Here is a 17,724-nt window from a genome sequence, read left to right as displayed (position 1 = left end):
GGCATCACAAAGCTCCTATATGCCGCCGCATGAAACTGAGCGATTTTGACTTTGATCTCCCCGAGGATCTGATTGCAACCCGCCCTGCCTCTCCGCGCAGCGCGGCCCGTCTTCTGGTGGCCGAAGGAGACCGGATTACCGATGCGCGGGTTTCAGACCTGCCGGAGTGGTTCCAGCCCGGCGATCGTCTGGTATTGAACGACACCAAGGTTATTCCTGCGCGCCTGTCGGGGCAGCGCCATCGCAGCAGTGCGCAAGGCGATACCTCCGCCCGAATCGAAGTCACCTTGCTGGAGCCGGGCGCAGACGGTACCTGGAATGCCCTGCTGAAACCCCTGAAAAAGGTAAAACCGGGCGAGACGATCCGTTTTGCCGATGGTTTCAGCGCCGTGCTGGAGGGTGTTGTCGACGGGCAGGGCGCCCTGCGGTTCAATCTGGAAGGCGACGAATTCGAGGCGGCCCTGGCCGAGGCGGGCGCCATGCCGCTGCCACCCTACATTGCTGCCAAGCGCCCGGCGGATGCGCAGGACAAGACCGATTACCAGACGGTCTGGGCGCGCCACACCGGCGCCGTAGCGGCGCCGACCGCCTCGCTGCATTTTGATGCACCGCTGCTGCAGGCGCTTAAGGATCGCGGGATCGCGTTCAGCTATGTCACCCTGCACGTGGGGGCAGGCACCTTCTTGCCAGTCAAGGTGGAGGATGTGACCACCCACAAGATGCACGCCGAATGGGGGCGGGTCAGCCCCGAAGCTGCCGCCGAGATCGCGGCGACTAAGGCTGCAGGCGGGCGCATCATCCCGGTGGGCACCACAGCGCTGCGTCTGATCGAAAGCGCCGCACGCAGCGGTGCGATCGCGCCATGGGAAGGGGAGACCGATATTTTCATCTACCCGGGCTTTACCTTCCATGTGGCCGATGCGCTGATGACGAATTTCCACCTGCCGCGCTCCACCCTGATGATGCTGGTTTCTGCGCTGATGGGGCAGGAGACCGTGCGGCAGATCTATGCCCACGCCGTCGACAGCGGATACAGGTTCTTCTCCTATGGCGATGCGTCGCTTCTGATCCCCTCCGGGGCGGGATCGCGGCAGAGCTGAGCCCCGCCAGATCGCCAGCGCCAGACCTTCAGAAAATGCAGAGAATTCCGCTGTAAACGTGACGGCGGGATGAAATCGTCTCTGCGATCTGCGATAGTTCTTTCCACACACCGCATCCGCAGATAAGGGCGGAAGATGCGAAATGAAACACCGCCTGCCGGATTCAAAACCGGGGGCAGGCGGCGGATGCAAAAGGATACGGGCAATGCTGCAGGTACTCTCAAGCGCATGGGCGCTGCTTCTGGGGATGGGAATGCTGATGATCGGGAACGGTCTTCAGGGCACCATTCTTGGGGTGCGCGGCGACCTTGAAGGGTTCTCGACGTTGCAGATGTCCTTTGTCATGTCCGCCTATTTCGTCGGCTTTCTGGGCGGCTCGCGGATGGCGCCGGAGATGATCCGGCGGGTCGGCCATGTCCGCGTCTTTGCGGCGCTGGCCTCGCTGATTTCTGCCGTGATGATTCTTTATCCCGCGATCACCAATCCCTTTGCCTGGATGGCCGGGCGGGTGCTGATCGGGTTTTGCTTTTCCGGCGTGTATGTCACCGCTGAAAGCTGGCTGAACAATGCGGCAGACAATGCCAACCGCGGCAAGGCGCTGTCGCTTTACATGCTGGTGCAGATGCTGGGCATCGTCTCGGCGCAGGCGCTGATGCTGCTTGGTAACCCGTCGGGCTATGAGACCTTTGTGATCGCCTCGGTTGTGATTTCGGTGTCCTTTGCGCCAATTTTGCTGTCGATTTCGCCGACGCCTGCCTTTGACACTACGAAACCGATGACCTTGCGCCAGCTGATGGATGCATCGCCTCTGGGCTGCGTGGGTATGTTTCTGCTGGGCGGCGTCTTCTCGGCCCAGTTCGGGATGAGCGCGGTCTACGCGGCTTCGGCCGGGCTGACCTTGCCGCAGGTTTCGCTGTTCGTCGCGACCTTCTATGTCGGCGCGCTGGTGCTGCAATATCCGCTGGGATGGATTTCCGACCGCATGGACCGGCGCGTGGTGATCCTGTTCGCGGCGGCCTTCAGTGGCGCAGCGGCGGTTCTGGGTATGGCGATGGGCGCGAATTTCTGGATGCTGCTGCTGGCGGCCTTTTTTATCGGCGGGATGACCAACCCGCTTTATTCGCTGCTGATCGCCCACACCAACGACTATCTGGATTACGACGATATGGCGGCGGCCTCGGGCGGTCTGGTCTTCATCAACGGCCTTGGCGCCATTACCGGGCCACTGATCACCGGTTGGCTGATGGGCGAAAGCGTCTTTGGCCCTCCGGGATTCTTCCTGATCATGGCGGTGCTGACCTTTGCGCTGGCGGCATACGCGCTCTATCGGACGACGCAGCGTGCCTCGATCGCAGCCGAGGATTCGGGCACCTTCGCGCCGATGGCGCCGACAGGCTCGCCCGTGGCGGTCGAATTTGCACAGGAATACGTCATCGAAACCGAGATGGAAGAGCAGGAAGCCGCGCATGAGGCCGGGTGATTGCGCTAACCTGCAGGAAACGTGAGCAATATTTCACCAATTGCCGCTCCTGTTGCAATTTGTGACGGTTCTATGACTTGCCATGAGGGGGTAAAATCCTCTGAACTTGGGGGTAGGCAACACATGTGGAGTAAATGGGATGGTTGGCCCCGAAGAAATCCTTGAATTCTGGCTCGACGAGGTCGGAGAAAAGGGCTGGTATGTGCAGGATGATGATCTGGACGCGACCATCCGCAAACGGTTCGGAAAGGCCTGGGAGGAGGCCTGCGAGGGCAAGTTCTCGCTCTGGCTCACCTATCCCAGTGGAACCCTTGCCTATATCATCCTGATGGACCAGTTCCCGCGCAACATGTTCCGCGGTGAAGGTCAGGCCTTTGCCTCGGATGAGATTGCGCTGGCAGTGGCCAAGAACGCGCTGAATAAGAAATGGGATCTGAAGATCGATGAACCTGCGCGTCAGTTCTTTTATCTGCCGCTGATGCATTCGGAAAACCTGTGCGATCAGGAGCGCTGCGTGCGCCTGCTGAAGGAACGGATGCCCGAATATGGTGAGTCCAATCTGCTGCACGCGCGGGCCCATCGCGACGTGATCCGCAAGTTCGGTCGCTTTCCCTACCGCAACGATGCATTGCTGCGCCACAGCACCGAACCGGAGCGCGACTACGTCGAAGCCGGGGGGTATGGCGCCACGATCCGGACCTTTCAGCAAGCCAGCTGAACCGAGGGGAACGACTATCAGGGGGTATCCCTGACGCTGACATTCTAAAGGCGCTGTCTGGCCGGTCGGACAGCGCCTTTTCTGTGCCGGGCTTTCGGCGCCAGACAATCCCTTTACCATCCCTCTATGCGGCCAGCCGTGATCACATCTTCTTGAAACGGTCGTCGCGGGATGACTGCGCTGGAGCGGGATTTTTTGTGGCCTGTAGCAGTGACTGTGCATATGGTTGTTCCGGCGCGCAGGTCTCGCGGTGGATACCGGTCGGTGAAAATGCCCACCACGTTCCCAAAGGCTTTTGTCACTGCGAGATTGCGGCGTGCAAAAAATTGGTTTAACGGTAAACTAGTTTCAGATCCAGTTTGGCGAGGGATATCATGGCCGCACAAACCTATGACGTGATCGTAATCGGCGCAGGCCCCGGCGGCTATGTGGCTGCCATCCGCGCAGCCCAGCTGGGGCTCAAGACCGCGGTCATCGAGCGTGAGAACCTGGGCGGCATCTGCCTCAACTGGGGTTGCATCCCGACCAAGGCGATGCTGCGTTCCTCCGAAGTGTTCCACCTGATGCACCGGGCCAAGGAATTCGGGCTCAGCGCCGATGGCATCGGCTACGATCTGGACGCGGTGGTGAAACGCTCGCGCGGGGTGGCGAAACAGCTGTCCTCGGGCGTCGCGCATCTACTGAAGAAAAACAAGGTCACCGTGATCATGGGCGAGGCGACGATCCCCGCCAAGGGCAAGGTCTCGGTCAAGACCGACAAGGGCACCGAGGATCTGGCGGCCAAGAACATCATCCTCGCGACCGGCGCCCGCGCGCGGGAGCTGCCGGGGCTGGAGGCAGACGGTGATCTGGTCTGGACCTACCGCCACGCGCTGACTGCACCGCGGATGCCGAAAAAGCTGCTGGTCATCGGATCGGGCGCCATCGGCATCGAATTTGCCAGCTTCTTCAACACCCTGGGCGCCGACACCACCGTGGTCGAGGTGATGGACCGGGTGCTGCCGGTCGAGGATGCCGAGATTTCCGGCATGGCCAAGAAGGCCTTCGAGAAGCAAGGCATGAAGATCATGGAGAAATCCATGGTCAAGCAGTTGGATCGGGCAAAAGGCAAGGTCACCGCTCATATTGAGGCTGGCGGCAAGGTCCAGAAGATGGAATTCGACACGGTGATCTCGGCCGTTGGCATCGTTGGCAATACCGAAGGGCTGGGTCTGGAGGCGCTTGGCGTCAACGTTGACCGCACCCATGTGGTGACCGATGAATTCTGCCGCACCGGCGTCGAGGGGCTTTACGCTATCGGGGATATCGCCGGTGCGCCCTGGCTGGCGCATAAGGCCAGCCACGAAGGCGTCATGGTGGCAGAGCTGATCGCAGGCAAACACGCCCATCCGGTCAAGCCAGAAAGCATCGCGGGCTGCACGTATTGCCATCCGCAGGTGGCCAGCGTTGGCTACAGCGAGGCGAAGGCCAAGGAGCTGGGGTACGACATCAAGGTTGGTCGTTTCCCCTTTGTCGGCAACGGCAAGGCCATCGCCCTTGGCGAACCCGAAGGGCTGGTCAAAACTATCTTTGACGCCAAGACGGGTGAGCTGTTGGGCGCGCATATGATCGGCGCCGAGGTGACGGAGCTCATTCAGGGCTATGTGGTGGGCCGCCAGCTGGAAACCACCGAGGAAGACCTGATGAACACCGTCTTCCCGCATCCGACGCTGAGCGAGATGATGCATGAAAGCGTCCTGAACGCCTTTGACCGCACCATTCACTTCTAAGCGCTGCGACATGTGACACACGCACCGCCCAAGGCCATTCGCGGCTTTGGGCGGTTTTTTATTGAGCGGCTGGTCGCTGCAATTGTTTCGGGGTATTGCGGCGAGGCATATTTATCATGACCTATTCAGACGGGATTTCAGCATGACACCGAGCCAGGACACCCGCTGGAGTGTGATCCTTCTGATTTGGGGCGCTGGCCTTGGCGCTGCAGCGCAATATGGCAAGGTGAGCGTGGTCTTCGCTGAGATGGCCGAGCTGTTTCCGGATGCGGGCAGCGCCATCGGATTCACGGTCTCGCTGGTTGGGTTCCTCGGGATCGGGCTGGGTGTCATTGCGGGCATGGTGGTGGCCTCTTTCGGCTTCCGTCGCACGCTTGTGGCGGCCCTGGCCAGCGGCGCTGCGATGTCCGCCCTGCAAAGCCTAGATCTGCCTTTCTCGCTGTTTCTGGCCACCCGCGTGATCGAAGGCCTGTCGCATCTGGGCGTGGTGGTGGCGGCACCGACCCTTATTGCCCAGATCAGTTCTAATCGGCACCGCGGCGCGGCGCTGACGCTGTGGAGCACGTTTTTCGCGGTAGCCTTTGCGTTCCTTTCGTGGTTTGGCGTTCCGCTGGCACGGATGGCTGGGGTTCAGGCGCTGTTTGCCACCCACGCCGTGATCATGGCAGCGCTGGCTTTGTTGCTGCTGCGGGTGCTGCGCGATGTGCCGGTGCCGCCGCGCCAGCCGCTACCCCGGTTCGCCGATCTACCGCGTCTGCATCTGGAGATTTTCCGCTCTCCCTGGCTGGCGGCACCTGCGGCTGGCTGGCTGTTCTACACCATCTGTTTCGTTGCGATCCTGACCGTCCTGCCGCCCTATCTGGCGCCGCAGGTGCGGGGTTTTGTGATGGGCGCGATGCCGCTGACCAGCATCGCAGTGTCGATGACGCTGGGGGTGTTCCTGCTGCGGCGGATCCATGCAGTGCCATTGATCCAGGCGGGCTTTGCGCTCAGCGCGCTGGCGCTGGTCTGGATGTGGGCCGATCCCGGCGCGCCGCTGGCCTGTCTGGCGCTGGCCGGGGCGCTGGGGCTGGTGCAGGGACCGAGTTTTGCCTCGGTGGCGCAGCTCAATTCCGGGGCGGTCGATCAGGCCAGCTCCAATGGCGCCCTCGCCATGGCCGGTAATCTTGGCAATACCATCGGCACGCCGCTGATGGTCTGGGTGCTGGGGCTGGCGGGCTATAATGGCATGATCGTGACCGGCGTCATTGTGTTCATCTGCGGATGTTTGGTGCATGGCTGGCTGGCGGCACTGCGCAGAAAATCAAATGTTCGCTGAACGTTCTCGATTTTAGGTTGGAGACTCGGAAAGCTTTGCCTATCTGTAGGGGCGGGCGACCGGTGCAGGCCGGGGCGCGGATAACGGGGGTTCCATGGCTGAGCTGAAGTCCATCGAGGTGCGCGGCGCGCGCGAACACAACCTGAAAAACGTCGACGTGGACATTCCGCGCGACGAATTGGTGGTGATCACCGGCCTTAGCGGCTCGGGCAAGTCGTCGCTCGCCTTTGATACCATCTATGCCGAAGGGCAGCGCCGCTATGTGGAATCGCTCTCGGCCTATGCGCGCCAGTTCCTCGACATGATGGAAAAACCCGATGTGGATCACATCAGCGGCCTATCTCCGGCGATCTCCATCGAGCAGAAGACCACCTCGAAAAACCCGCGGTCTACCGTTGGCACCGTGACCGAAATCTACGACTACCTGCGCCTGTTGTTCGCGCGGGCAGGGACGCCCTACAGCCCGGCGACCGGCCTGCCGATCGAGGCGCAGCAGGTGCAGGATATGGTCGACCGTGTCATGACGCTGGAGGAGGGCACGCGCGGCTATCTGCTGGCGCCCATCGTGCGGGATCGCAAGGGCGAGTACAAAAAGGAATTCCTTGAACTTCGGAAGCAGGGCTTCCAGCGGGTCAAGGTGGACGGCGAATTCTATGAGCTGGACGAACCGCCAACCCTGGACAAGAAGTTCCGCCATGACATCGACGTTGTCGTTGATCGGATCGTTGTGCGCGAAGGGCTGGAAACCCGGCTGGCGGACAGCTTGCGCACCGCGCTGGATCTGGCGGATGGCATCGCCATTCTGGAAACGGCTCCGCGTGAAGGCGATCCCGAGCGCATCACCTTCTCGGAAAACTTTGCCTGCCCGGTGAGCGGCTTCACCATCCCCGAGATCGAGCCGCGCCTGTTCTCCTTCAATGCGCCCTTTGGGGCCTGTCCGGAATGTGACGGGCTGGGAATGGAGCTGTTTTTTGACGAACGTCTGGTGGTGCCGGATCAGAGCCTCAAGGTTTATGACGGCGCGCTGGCGCCCTGGCGCAAGGGCAAATCGCCGTACTTCCTTCAGACCATCGAAGCGATTGCCAAGCACTATGAGTTCGACAAGAATACGCCGTGGAAGGATCTGCCTGCCCATGTGAAGCAGGTGTTCCTTTATGGCTCGGGCGATGAGGAAATCCCGTTCCGCTATGACGAAGGCGGCCGGGTCTATAACGTCACCCGCGTTTTCGAAGGCGTCATTCCGAACATGGAACGCCGCTATCGCGAGACGGACAGCAATTGGATCCGCGAAGAATTCGAACGCTATCAGAATAACCGCCCTTGCGGCGCCTGCGGCGGCTACCGCCTGCGGGAAGAGGCGCTGGCGGTGCGGATCGCCGATATTCACGTCGGTCAGGTGGTGCAGAAATCCATCCGTGAGGCACTCGCCTGGATCGAGGAGGTGCCGGATCACCTCAGCACCCAGAAACAGGAAATCGCCCGCGCCATCGTCAAGGAAATCCGCGAACGGCTGGGTTTCCTCAACAACGTCGGCCTTGAATATCTAACGCTCAGCCGGAATTCCGGCACGCTCTCGGGCGGCGAGAGCCAGCGGATCCGGCTGGCGAGCCAGATCGGTTCAGGCTTGACCGGAGTCCTGTATGTTCTGGATGAGCCGTCCATTGGCCTGCATCAGCGCGACAACGACCGGCTGATAACGACCCTGAAAAACCTGCGTGATCAGGGCAATACGGTGATCGTGGTCGAGCATGACGAGGATATGATCCGTCAGGCCGACTATGTGTTCGATATCGGCCCCGGTGCCGGGGTGCATGGCGGGCAGGTGGTGAGCCACGGCACGCCGCAGCAGATCGCCGCCGATGCGGCTTCGGTCACCGGGCAATATTTGTCAGGCGTGCGGGAAATCGAAATCCCCGCCAAACGGCGCAAGGGCAACAAGAAAAAAATCAAGGTGGTCAAGGCGACCGGCAACAACCTGAAAGAGGTGACAGCCGAATTCCCGCTTGGCAGATTTGTCTGCGTATCCGGCGTATCCGGGGGCGGTAAATCCACCCTGACGATTGAAACCCTGTTCAAGACCGCCTCGATGCGCCTCAACGGGGCGCGGCAGACCCCGGCGCCGTGTGAGACCATCAAGGGGCTGGAACATCTGGACAAGGTGATCGACATCGACCAGCGCCCCATCGGCCGCACACCGCGCTCGAACCCGGCGACCTATACCGGTGCCTTTACTCCGATCCGCGACTGGTTCGCGGGCCTGCCAGAGGCCAAGACGCGCGGCTACAAGCCGGGGCGGTTCTCCTTCAACGTCAAGGGCGGCCGCTGTGAGGCTTGTCAGGGGGATGGTGTCATCAAGATCGAGATGCACTTCCTGCCGGACGTCTACGTTGAATGCGAAACCTGCAAGGGCAAACGCTATAACCGCGAAACGCTTGAGGTCACCTTCAAGGGCAAAAGCATCGCGGATGTGCTGGATATGACCGTCGAGGAAGCGCAGCAGTTCTTTGCCGCGGTGCCATCGATCCGCGACAAGATGGACGCGCTGATGCGGGTTGGTCTTGGCTATATCAAGGTGGGCCAGCAAGCGACCACGCTGTCAGGCGGTGAGGCGCAGCGGGTAAAGCTGTCCAAGGAACTGTCGAAACGCTCCACTGGCCGGACACTCTATATCTTGGACGAACCCACCACCGGTCTGCATTTCGAAGACGTGAAAAAACTGCTCGAAGTGCTGCATGAGTTGGTGGATCAGGGGAATTCGGTGGTGGTGATCGAACATAACCTTGATGTCATCAAGACCGCCGATCATATCATCGATATCGGACCCGAAGGCGGTGATGGTGGCGGGGAAATCGTCGCCACCGGCACGCCGGAACAGGTGGCCGCAGAACCGCGCAGCCATACCGGGCGTTATCTGAAACCGATGCTGGAGCAAGCGGGCAGGGTGGCTGCCGAGTAAGGCAGCCTCTCCCTATGGGCGCGGCTCAGACTATTCCAGGATGTCTGCAACCGCACCGATCAGGTTCAGAACCTTGCGGGTTTCAGGATCGACCCGATAGAGATAGCCGTGGCTGCGGTAATAGGTGTACCTCGGGTCCAGCCTGTACCGCTTGGGGTCGCGCAGAATGATGTAGTTCATCAGCCTGTCCCCCACCGCGTGCGGGCCGCGGTGCTTGCCTACCTGGCCCGGGGGCACGCAGGGAACGGATTTCTTGGCCAGCCCCGGCGGGCAGCCCTTTGGCGCGGCGAAACTGGCGGCGGGGAGGCTGAGGCCCAGAATGACAGCAGTGATGATGAAACGCATGACGTTCCTTTCCTGTGCTTTGTGCCAATCGGTGATTGGCGGTCAGCGCAAAGGATAGCGCGCCAAGCCGGTGCCTTCCTTGCGAAACCATCTGGGCGCAGTTGTTCAGCCTGATCTTGCCGATTGGCCGGATCAAAGCGGCAGATTGCAGCCAAATCCGGGCGTCCAGTCGACCAAATCCCCAGCGGTCGCTATTTCTTCATCGGGCAGGTATTGACGCCCAGGATGGAATACAGAGGGCAGGTCCCGAGCAGACCCGTCACCAGCGGCACCACGCCGATCCACATCCACCAGCCATAGCCCATCAGCGCGCCTACGATCAGCAATGCGCCGATGACGATGCGCAGGATCTTGTCCAGACCCCCAACGTTGTTTGCAAACATGGCATGTCCTTTCCTCGTTATGGGCAGAGAATACCCGGCGTCTGGACGGTCGAACATGATGTGGGTCAATGAAAAGGGGCGGCACCATCCGGTCCGCCCCTGTATTTGATCGGCAACTGATCTGTTGCTGTGCCTTAGTCGCGGCTGCGTTTTTCGAACCGGGGCAGCATGGCCGAGAAATCCATGCCCATGCCATCCTCGTTCTCGACGAATTGCGCATAAAGCGCCTGTGCGAGCTGGCCCATCGGCGTGTCCGCGTCGGCGCTGTCTGCAGCTTGCTGCGACAGGCGTAGGTCCTTCAGCATCAGTTCGGCTGCGAAACCGGGCTTGTAATCGTTGTCGGCAGGCGATTGCGGGCCGACGCCCGGGGCCGGGCAATAGGCGTTCATGGTCCAGCTGTAGCCCGAGGAGGTGGAGACCACATCGAACATTTTCTGCCGGTCCAGCCCCAGCTTGTCGGCAAGGGCAAAAGCTTCGCAGGTGGCGATCATGGTGACGCCAAGGATCATGTTGTTGCAGATCTTGGCCGCCTGACCGGCGCCCGCATCGCCGCAATGCACGGCCTTCTGCCCCATGATGTCAAACAGCGGCTTTGCCTTCTCGAAGGCCTCTGCCGAGCCACCTGCCATGAAGGTCAGCGTACCGCCCGCGGCGCCGCCGATGCCGCCCGAAACCGGCGCATCCACGGGCAGCAGTCCTGCCGCGGCGGCTTGCTCTGCCACGGCGCGGGCGGAATCCACGTCCACGGTAGAACAGTCCACGAAGGCCGCGCCCGCTTTCATCGCCGGGATGATCTCATCCGCAACGCTGCGCAGGATCTGGCCGTTGGGCAGCATGGTGATGACCACATCGGCGTCCTTGGCGGCTTCGGCCCCGGACGGGGCCATGGTGACGCCCTCGACCTTGACCTCTGCCATGTCAAAGCCGGTGACATCATGGCCTGCAGCGGCCAGGTTGGCCGCCATCGGGCCGCCCATATTGCCAAGGCCGATAAATCCGATCTTCATGGGTTACTCCTCCTCAAATGTCAGTGCGTCTGCGCCCAGCGGCATCAGCATCTGGCTGACGGCAACGGCTGGCACGGAGCGGTCCGCGTATTGCCACTTGGGCTGGCGGTCCTTGTCAATGATCTGGGCCCGGATGCCTTCCAGAAAGTCGCCTTTTTCCATCGACCGATAGGTAAAGCGATACTCCAGATCCAGCGCCTTGCGGATGGTCAGGGTCGCGCCCCGCAGCCGGTGAAGGATTTCCACAGTCGCGGCCATGGACAGCGGCGAATTGCGCATCAGCGGCTTTTGCGCGGTGGCGGCGAACTCCGAGCCGTCCTGTTCAAGGACGGTGAGGATGTCATTCAGGGTTTCCCCGGCAAACAGCCGGTCGATATCACCCTGCATGGACTCCAGTGTGCCATCGGGCGCGGCCTCGGCGGCGTTTGCCAGAATATCGGGGTTGCCGTCCTGCTCCAGCGCGGTGATTAGCCCGGGCCATTTCTCCTGCGGGATATAGTGGTCGGCAAAACCGGCGTAGATCGCGTCGGCGGCCTTCATCCGGCCCGCAGTCAGACCGAGGTATTCGCCTAAGCGCCCCGGCGCCAGCGCCAGGATCAGCGTGCCGCCCACGTCGGGGATCAGGCCGATGCCAGTCTCGGGCATGGAGATCTGGCTGCTCTCGCAGACGATGCGATGAGTGCCGTGGCAGCCGATGCCGACGCCGCCGCCCATGGTGAAGCCTTGCAGGAAGCTGACCACAGGTTTCGGGTATTCAAAGATCCGCGCGTTCAGGCGGTATTCGTCGCGCCAGAAGGTGCGCCCATAGCCGTAATCGCCCTTGGTGCCGGTGGCATAAAGCTCGGCAATGTCACCACCAGCGCAAAAGGCCTTTTCACCGCTTGCATCGATGACGACGATTTTGACCGCATCATTGGTTGCCCAGTCCTTCAGCGCCGCATCAATGGCCATGCACATGTCATAGGACAGGGCATTCAGCGCTTTTTCGCGGGTGAGGGTGATCCGGCCCGCTGAGCCGGTCACGCGAATGTCGATATCGCTCATCCCCGGCCTCAGCGGTTTTCAGACAGCATGTGGCGGGCCACGATCACGCGCATGATCTCATTGGTGCCCTCAAGGATCTGGTGCACCCGCAGATCACGCACCAGTTTCTCGATGCCGTAATCCGCCAGATAGCCATAACCACCGTGCAGTTGCAGGCACTGATCGACGATCTTCGATCCCGCTTCGGTGACGAATTTCTTGGCCATGGCGCAGAACTTTGTCGCATCCGGTGCGCCCTGATCCAGCTTCCACGCCGCCTGACGCAGGAAGGTGCGCGCGGCCTGCAGTTCAATCTCCATATCCGCAAGGCGGAACTGAAGCCCCTGGAACTGGTCGATCGACTGGCCAAAGGCTTTGCGCTCGCTCATGTACTGCAGGGTCATGTTGAGCGCGGTCTGCGCAGCACCGAGCGAGCAAGACGCAATGTTCAGGCGTCCGCCATCAAGGCCCATCATGGCGTATTTGAAGCCCTTGCCTTCTTCGCCGACAAGGTTGTTCGCGGGGATCTTGCAGTCGTCGAACTGAACTTGGGCGGTGGGCTGGCTCTTCCAGCCCATCTTGTCCTCAAGCCCACCAAAGGACAGGCCCGGTGTGCCGTCTTCGACATAGACGGTAGAGATCCCCTTGGGGCCATCCTCGCCGGTGCGCACCATGCAGACATAGGCGTCGGAATAGCCACCGCCCGAGATGAAGGCCTTGGTGCCGTTCAGGGTGTAGCCTTCGTTGGTCTTTTCAGCGCGGGTTTTCAGCGCCGCCGCGTCGGACCCCGAACCGGGTTCCGTCAGGCAGTAGGAGAGCACCGTGTTGAGGGTCAGAACGTCGGGCATCACGCGGGCCTTCATTTCGTCGCTGGCAAAGGTGTCCAGCATCTTGGCGCACATGTTATGGATCGACAGGAAGGCCGCGACCGAGGGGCAGGCCATCGAAAGTGCCTCAAACACCAGCGTGGCGTCAAGACGCGTCAGAGCGGATCCGCCGCCTTCTTCGCTGACGTAAAGCCCACCAAAGCCCAACTCACCGACCTTGGGCCACAGATCTTTGGGAATGGTGCCTTCAGCTTCCCACTGGCGGGCAAAGGGGGCGATGTTGTCCTGACCAAAGGCATGAGCCATGTCAAAAATGGCGGTCTGTTCTTCTGTCAAAGCGAAATCCACGTCGTGTCCTCCCTGGCGCGGTGTGAATTGAACGGTTGTTTATTTACTTATCCGCAGGCGCCTCTCAGAGCAAGCTGTGCAATTGCAAAGCCGTGCTGCAGGAATGGCCGCGGCACACCTTTAAGGCGAATTTTGATTTCGGAAACCAATTCTTAGGAACCGCGGCCATAGAGTGCACACACGCCCATGTGCCGGCGAACGGTATCATAGAACTGTCAGAACTTCGGAAGAGATCCATGTCAAAATTCGATTTCCAATTTCAGAAAAACGCGTCGAATCAGTCGGTAACAGCAGGGTTGGCGATGTTCGAAACGCAAAAGAAGGCTGGATTTCAGCAAGGCAGTCAGGCTGGCACCGTAAAAACTGCGCGGAAGTACATTGACGACGCGATGGATCTGGTGGTCTCGCTCGACTACAACGCCGCACGTGCCATGCTTGACGAGGCTCTGTCGATCTATCCCGAAGACATTGTCCTTCTTCGGCTTTCAGGCGATGTTTACCTGCAGCAGGATGATAAGGATAACGCGCTTTTAACCTACATGACTGCCATGGGTGTCAACCCGCTGGACACTCAAGTGTTGAACTCGATCGGAAGCCTGCTGGGGCTCATGGGGAACTCCCACGATGCCAAAGGTTTTTTCCAGGCAGCACATAATACCGATCCGAGTGATGCCTATTCTGGTTATAACTGGGCTCATAACAGTATGAAGGACAGCGACTGGAGTTTCTTTGACCGGCTGCCGCAGATTTTGCGCTTGGGCGATAGGTGTCCCCTTGATGTGCAGCCATTTACGCTTTTGGGTCTGACGGACGATCCGGCGTTGCACAAGGTGCGCGTCAAAGCGCGGTGTAGAGATTTGATGAAACGGATTAAGGAAAACAAGCGTTTCTCCCGGACCAGCGTTCACGGACGGAAAATCCGGATCGGTTTCTTTTCCGACGACTTCAGGGATCACGCCACAATGCTCCTGATGGGACGGTTTTTCGATCTAATAGATCGTGAGCGCTTTGAGGTTATTATCTATGACTATGGCAGTTCTGGAAATAGTGCCGTGCGACTGCAAGTGGAAGAGAGCGCGGATATCTATCACAACGTGCGCGATATCAGTGATCATGAAATGGCTGAGTTGGCGCGCAAGGATGGCGTCGACATCGCAATCGACATGAAAACCTATACGAAAGGCGCCAGGCTGGCTGCATTTGCAGAGCGGGTGGCGCCGGTTCAGGTTGCTTTCCTCGGCTATCCGGGAACGAGCGGCTTGCCGACGATGGACTATTTCATTGGGGATGAAATTACGGTGCCGCCATCGCTGCGTCAGCACTTCAGTGAAAAAATTCTCTATATGCCCAACTGTTATCAGGTGAATGACAACACAAGGGAGCATTCGCCGGATATGCCTACTCGCGCTGAACTGGGGCTTCCGGAAGATGCGTTTGTGTTTTGCAGCCTTAACAACCCGAACAAGGTCACACCGGCCGAGTTCGATGTCTGGACGAAGCTTCTCCACAATGTGCCGGACAGTGTGCTTTGGCTTTTTGCGCCGACCATCACCATTCAGGAGAACCTGCTACGGGAGGCGAAAGCACGCGGGATCGGACCCGAACGGCTGGTGTTCGCGGCAAGGGTTTCCATGGTAGAACACGTGAGCCGGATGGGGCGGGCAGATCTGTTCCTGGATGCGTTCAACTGTAACGCCCATACCACCGCAAGTGAGGCGGTCTGGTCCGGGCTGCCAATCGTGACCAAGGCTGGCAAACAGTTCGCTGCACGTGTCGCAGCCAGCATCGTCACCGCAATAGGGTGCCCGGATCTGGTGACCGAGACAAAAGAGGAGTACTACGACCTAGCGTACAAACTAGCGACGGATCGTGAGGCTCTGAACGAGATTAAACAGCGTCTCAAGGACAATCTCTGGACCACTCCGCTGTATGACTCGGAGCAGTATGTTCGCGACTTCGAGAACCTGATGGAAAAGGCAATCCTGCGCTATGAGGAAGGATACAAGCCCAAGCACCTGTCCCTGAACTGACAGAGGCCGCTGTGCGGATCCTAAAGGATCCGCACCTGCGTTCCGATCTCAACCAGTTCGTAGAGCTCCTCGACGTGCTGGTTGTAAAGACCGATACAGCCGGATGAGCTTTGGCGCCCGATCTTGCGGGTGTCATGGGTGCCATGCACCAGATAGGCCGGCCAAGTCAGATACATGGCGCGGGTGCCCAGCGGGTTGCCCGGGCCGCCTTCCATATATCGGGGCAGAGTGGGGTCACGTTCGCGCATATTCGCGGTCGGGGTCCAGCCAGGATTCTTTGCCTTGCGCACTACCTTGGTATAGCCGCGCTTGGTCAGCTCGTCGCTCATCGGCACGGAAGAGGGGAACAAGCGGTAACTTTCGCCGTCTCCGCCCCAGTAATGCACCGCACGCGATGCAACATCCGCCAGCAGGCAGCCCACACCTAGCTCGTCGAAATGATCCTGCCAGTTTTGCTGCGTAAAGGCCGAGATGTTCCTTTTTACCGCTGTCTGATCGCGGATCGGTGCCTCATCGGCGGGGAAGGCATCAGTGGATTGCGCGCGTAGGAGTGTCGGGGTCGCCAAAGCCCCTGCCAGCCCAAGGATTGTGCTCCGGCGGGTGATCCGTTGTGTCATGGTGCCTCCTGTATTCTGTTTCGAAACTGCTCGGTTTCGTTCGGGGTCTGTCCGGGAACATATTCACTTCAGCGAATTTGGCCAGTGGTTTCCGGAGGGTTTTGGTGGCCTCACGAATTTGTGTTCATGCGGTCCGGGGCCTGGCGCAACAATTGCTTGCCGCTGCCCGATATCGCGGCACTCCCGTGGAGGAAAGAAAAAACAAAGCCCCGGCGTTTCGGCCAGGGCTTTGCATGTCGGTATGAGATCCTAGATCAGTCCATTGGCTTGAAGTTGAACTCGCCGCCTTCGCGAATGCCCGAGGGCCAGCGCGAGGTGATGGTCTTGGTCCGGGTGTAGAACTTGAAGGCGTCCGGGCCGTGCTGGTTCAGGTCGCCGAATGCGGATTTCTTCCAGCCACCAAAGGTGTGATAGGCCAGCGGAACCGGGATCGGCACGTTGATGCCGACCATGCCGATGTTGATCCGGTTGGCAAAATCGCGCGCGGTGTCACCGTCGCGGGTAAAGATCGCGGTGCCGTTGCCGTACTCGTGGTCCATGGCATAGCCAAGCGCCTCTTCGTAGGTCTTGGCGCGCACGGTGGACAGAACCGGGCCAAAGATCTCTTTCTTGTAGATATCCATGTCGGTGGTGACGTTGTCGAACAGGTGCGGGCCGACAAAGAAGCCGTCTTCATAACCCTGCAGGTTGAAGTCACGGCCATCGACCACCAGCTTCGCGCCTTGCTCAACACCAGATTCTACCAGCCGCAGGATGTTTTCCTTGGCGGCGGCGGTGACAACGGGACCATAGTCCACATCGTTGCCTGCGGTGTAGGGGCCGACTTTCAGCTTTTCGATACGCGGCACCAGCTTGTCGATCAGGCGGTCGGCGGTTTCTTCACCGACAGGAACCGCAACCGAGATTGCCATGCAGCGTTCACCGGCAGCACCGTAGCCTGCGCCGATCAGCGCGTCTGCGGCCTGATCCATGTCCGCATCGGGCATAATGATCATGTGGTTCTTGGCGCCACCAAAGCACTGTACGCGCTTACCTTGCGCACAGCCGGTGCCGTAGATGTATTCGGCAATCGGGGTGGACCCCACGAAACCAACCGACTGGATGGTGTCGTTGTAAAGGATCGCGTCCACGGCTTCCTTGTCGCCGTTGACGACCTGCAGGATGCCCTTGGGCAGACCGGCTTCTTCCATCAGTTCTGCCAGCATCAGCGGAACCGACGGGTCACGCTCGGACGGTTTCAGGATGAAGGCGTTGCCGCAGGCGATGGCCGGGGCAAACATCCACATCGGGATCATCGCCGGGAAGTTGAACGGGGTGATACCCGCGGTGACGCCCAGGGCCTGACGCATGGAATACATGTCGATGCCGGGGCCGGCGCTGTCGGTGTAGTCACCTTTCAGCAGTTCCGGCGCGCCGATGCAGTATTCGACCACTTCCAGACCACGCTGCACGTCGCCGGCGGCGTCGGGCAGGGTCTTACCGTGCTCGCGGCTCAGCGCTTCGGCCAGCTTGTCCATGTCGCGGTTCAGCAGGTCGACGAATTTCATCATGACGCGAGCGCGGCGCTGCGGGTTGACGGCGGCCCATGCGGGCTGTGCGGCGGCTGCGATGGCCACTGCCTGTTCCATCTCGTCCTTGGAGGCCAGCGGCACCTTGGCCTGCACTTCACCGGTTGCCGGGTTGAAGACATCTGCAAAACGGCCGGACGTGCCTTTGACGTGTTCGCCGTTGATATAATGGGTGAGTTCTTGCATCGGATTCCTCCCTATACGCTTTGGCGGCAACATAGACTTGCAAAAAACA

Annotated in this window: 14 protein-coding genes; 7 read left to right on the top strand and 7 right to left on the bottom strand. The window is 60.1% G+C overall.

Translation table 11 applies throughout. The annotated features are described in order from the left end of the window. Positions 1–29 precede the first annotated feature (29 nt). The 6 genes from queA (at position 30) to uvrA (ending at position 9,341) form a co-directional block, all read left to right on the top strand. Positions 30–1,100 carry a tRNA preQ1(34) S-adenosylmethionine ribosyltransferase-isomerase QueA gene (queA, locus tag C6W91_RS13890; protein ID WP_274837129.1) on the top strand — a complete coding sequence of 357 codons (1,071 nt, stop codon included), beginning with the start codon at positions 30–32 and terminating at the stop codon, positions 1,098–1,100. A 205-nt stretch (positions 1,101–1,305) separates the two neighbouring features. After that, the gene (locus tag C6W91_RS13885) at positions 1,306–2,580 is read left to right on the top strand and encodes an MFS transporter (protein WP_370570941.1); all 1,275 of its coding nucleotides are present in this window, start codon (positions 1,306–1,308) and stop codon (positions 2,578–2,580) included. A gap of 139 nt (positions 2,581–2,719) precedes the next feature. Further along, the gene (locus tag C6W91_RS13880) at positions 2,720–3,298 is read left to right on the top strand and encodes a DUF924 family protein (RefSeq protein WP_274834249.1); all 579 of its coding nucleotides are present in this window, start codon (positions 2,720–2,722) and stop codon (positions 3,296–3,298) included. 374 nt (positions 3,299–3,672) lie between these two features. Next, positions 3,673–5,067, top strand: coding sequence for a dihydrolipoyl dehydrogenase (gene lpdA, locus C6W91_RS13875; RefSeq protein ID WP_274837128.1), 1,395 nt, complete (start codon positions 3,673–3,675; stop codon positions 5,065–5,067). Positions 5,068–5,209: 142 nt separating this feature from the next. Further along, positions 5,210–6,385 carry an MFS transporter gene (locus C6W91_RS13870; RefSeq protein ID WP_274837127.1) on the top strand — a complete coding sequence of 392 codons (1,176 nt, stop codon included), beginning with the start codon at positions 5,210–5,212 and terminating at the stop codon, positions 6,383–6,385. Positions 6,386–6,479: 94 nt separating this feature from the next. Beyond that, complete coding sequence (gene uvrA, locus C6W91_RS13865; RefSeq protein ID WP_274837126.1) at positions 6,480–9,341, top strand: excinuclease ABC subunit UvrA; 2,862 nt, start codon at positions 6,480–6,482, stop codon at positions 9,339–9,341. A 30-nt stretch (positions 9,342–9,371) separates the two neighbouring features. Here uvrA and C6W91_RS13860 read toward each other — a convergent pair whose 3' ends face one another. The 5 genes from C6W91_RS13860 to C6W91_RS13840 form a co-directional block, all read right to left on the bottom strand. Then, a complete protein-coding gene (locus C6W91_RS13860) occupies positions 9,372–9,686 on the bottom strand; it encodes an excinuclease ABC subunit A (RefSeq protein WP_274837125.1) in 315 nt (104 codons plus the stop codon). A gap of 191 nt (positions 9,687–9,877) precedes the next feature. Continuing rightward, complete coding sequence (locus C6W91_RS13855) at positions 9,878–10,069, bottom strand: DUF2892 domain-containing protein (protein WP_065270379.1); 192 nt, start codon at positions 10,067–10,069, stop codon at positions 9,878–9,880. A gap of 134 nt (positions 10,070–10,203) precedes the next feature. Beyond that, positions 10,204–11,076, bottom strand: a complete 873-nt coding sequence (gene mmsB, locus C6W91_RS13850) for a 3-hydroxyisobutyrate dehydrogenase (RefSeq protein ID WP_274833716.1) — start codon at positions 11,074–11,076, stop codon at positions 10,204–10,206. Between the two features lie 3 nt (positions 11,077–11,079). Next, entirely contained in the window at positions 11,080–12,120 is a 1,041-nt protein-coding gene (locus tag C6W91_RS13845; RefSeq protein ID WP_274837124.1) for an enoyl-CoA hydratase/isomerase family protein, read from the bottom strand. 8 nt (positions 12,121–12,128) lie between these two features. Continuing rightward, entirely contained in the window at positions 12,129–13,274 is a 1,146-nt protein-coding gene (locus C6W91_RS13840) for an acyl-CoA dehydrogenase family protein (RefSeq protein WP_274834238.1), read from the bottom strand. A 236-nt stretch (positions 13,275–13,510) separates the two neighbouring features. Between C6W91_RS13840 and C6W91_RS13835 the strand changes: the two genes are divergently transcribed. Beyond that, the gene (locus C6W91_RS13835) at positions 13,511–15,304 is read left to right on the top strand and encodes a UDP-N-acetylglucosamine-peptide N-acetylglucosaminyltransferase (protein ID WP_274833710.1); all 1,794 of its coding nucleotides are present in this window, start codon (positions 13,511–13,513) and stop codon (positions 15,302–15,304) included. Between the two features lie 20 nt (positions 15,305–15,324). On the opposite strand, the gene C6W91_RS13830 is transcribed toward C6W91_RS13835, so the two are convergent. Both C6W91_RS13830 and C6W91_RS13825 read right to left on the bottom strand, forming a co-directional pair. Next, the gene (locus C6W91_RS13830) at positions 15,325–15,921 is read right to left on the bottom strand and encodes a L,D-transpeptidase (protein ID WP_065270374.1); all 597 of its coding nucleotides are present in this window, start codon (positions 15,919–15,921) and stop codon (positions 15,325–15,327) included. A 254-nt stretch (positions 15,922–16,175) separates the two neighbouring features. Continuing rightward, positions 16,176–17,675, bottom strand: a complete 1,500-nt coding sequence (locus C6W91_RS13825; protein WP_065270373.1) for a CoA-acylating methylmalonate-semialdehyde dehydrogenase — start codon at positions 17,673–17,675, stop codon at positions 16,176–16,178. Positions 17,676–17,724: the final 49 nt, after the last annotated feature.

The organism is Phaeobacter sp. SYSU ZJ3003, assembly GCF_041300735.1.
GTDB lineage: Bacteria > Pseudomonadota > Alphaproteobacteria > Rhodobacterales > Rhodobacteraceae > Phycobacter > Phycobacter gallaeciensis_A.
Note: the sequence above shows the minus strand (reverse complement) of the source record. Positions and strands in the feature narration are given on the sequence as shown.

Bases quoted from the DNA above. Each gene is read 5' to 3' on its own strand.
- queA (WP_274837129.1), top strand. From the start codon at position 30: ATGAAACTGAGCGATTTTGACTTTGATCTCCCCGAGGATCTGATTGCA.
- C6W91_RS13885 (WP_370570941.1), top strand. From the start codon at position 1,306: ATGCTGCAGGTACTCTCAAGCGCATGGGCGCTGCTTCTGGGGATGGGA.
- C6W91_RS13880 (WP_274834249.1), top strand. From the start codon at position 2,720: ATGGTTGGCCCCGAAGAAATCCTTGAATTCTGGCTCGACGAGGTCGGA.
- lpdA (WP_274837128.1), top strand. From the start codon at position 3,673: ATGGCCGCACAAACCTATGACGTGATCGTAATCGGCGCAGGCCCCGGC.
- C6W91_RS13870 (WP_274837127.1), top strand. From the start codon at position 5,210: ATGACACCGAGCCAGGACACCCGCTGGAGTGTGATCCTTCTGATTTGG.
- uvrA (WP_274837126.1), top strand. From the start codon at position 6,480: ATGGCTGAGCTGAAGTCCATCGAGGTGCGCGGCGCGCGCGAACACAAC.
- C6W91_RS13860 (WP_274837125.1), bottom strand. From the start codon at position 9,686: ATGCGTTTCATCATCACTGCTGTCATTCTGGGCCTCAGCCTCCCCGCC.
- C6W91_RS13855 (WP_065270379.1), bottom strand. From the start codon at position 10,069: ATGTTTGCAAACAACGTTGGGGGTCTGGACAAGATCCTGCGCATCGTC.
- mmsB (WP_274833716.1), bottom strand. From the start codon at position 11,076: ATGAAGATCGGATTTATCGGCCTTGGCAATATGGGCGGCCCGATGGCG.
- C6W91_RS13845 (WP_274837124.1), bottom strand. From the start codon at position 12,120: ATGAGCGATATCGACATTCGCGTGACCGGCTCAGCGGGCCGGATCACC.
- C6W91_RS13835 (WP_274833710.1), top strand. From the start codon at position 13,511: ATGTCAAAATTCGATTTCCAATTTCAGAAAAACGCGTCGAATCAGTCG.
- C6W91_RS13830 (WP_065270374.1), bottom strand. From the start codon at position 15,921: ATGACACAACGGATCACCCGCCGGAGCACAATCCTTGGGCTGGCAGGG.
- C6W91_RS13825 (WP_065270373.1), bottom strand. From the start codon at position 17,675: ATGCAAGAACTCACCCATTATATCAACGGCGAACACGTCAAAGGCACG.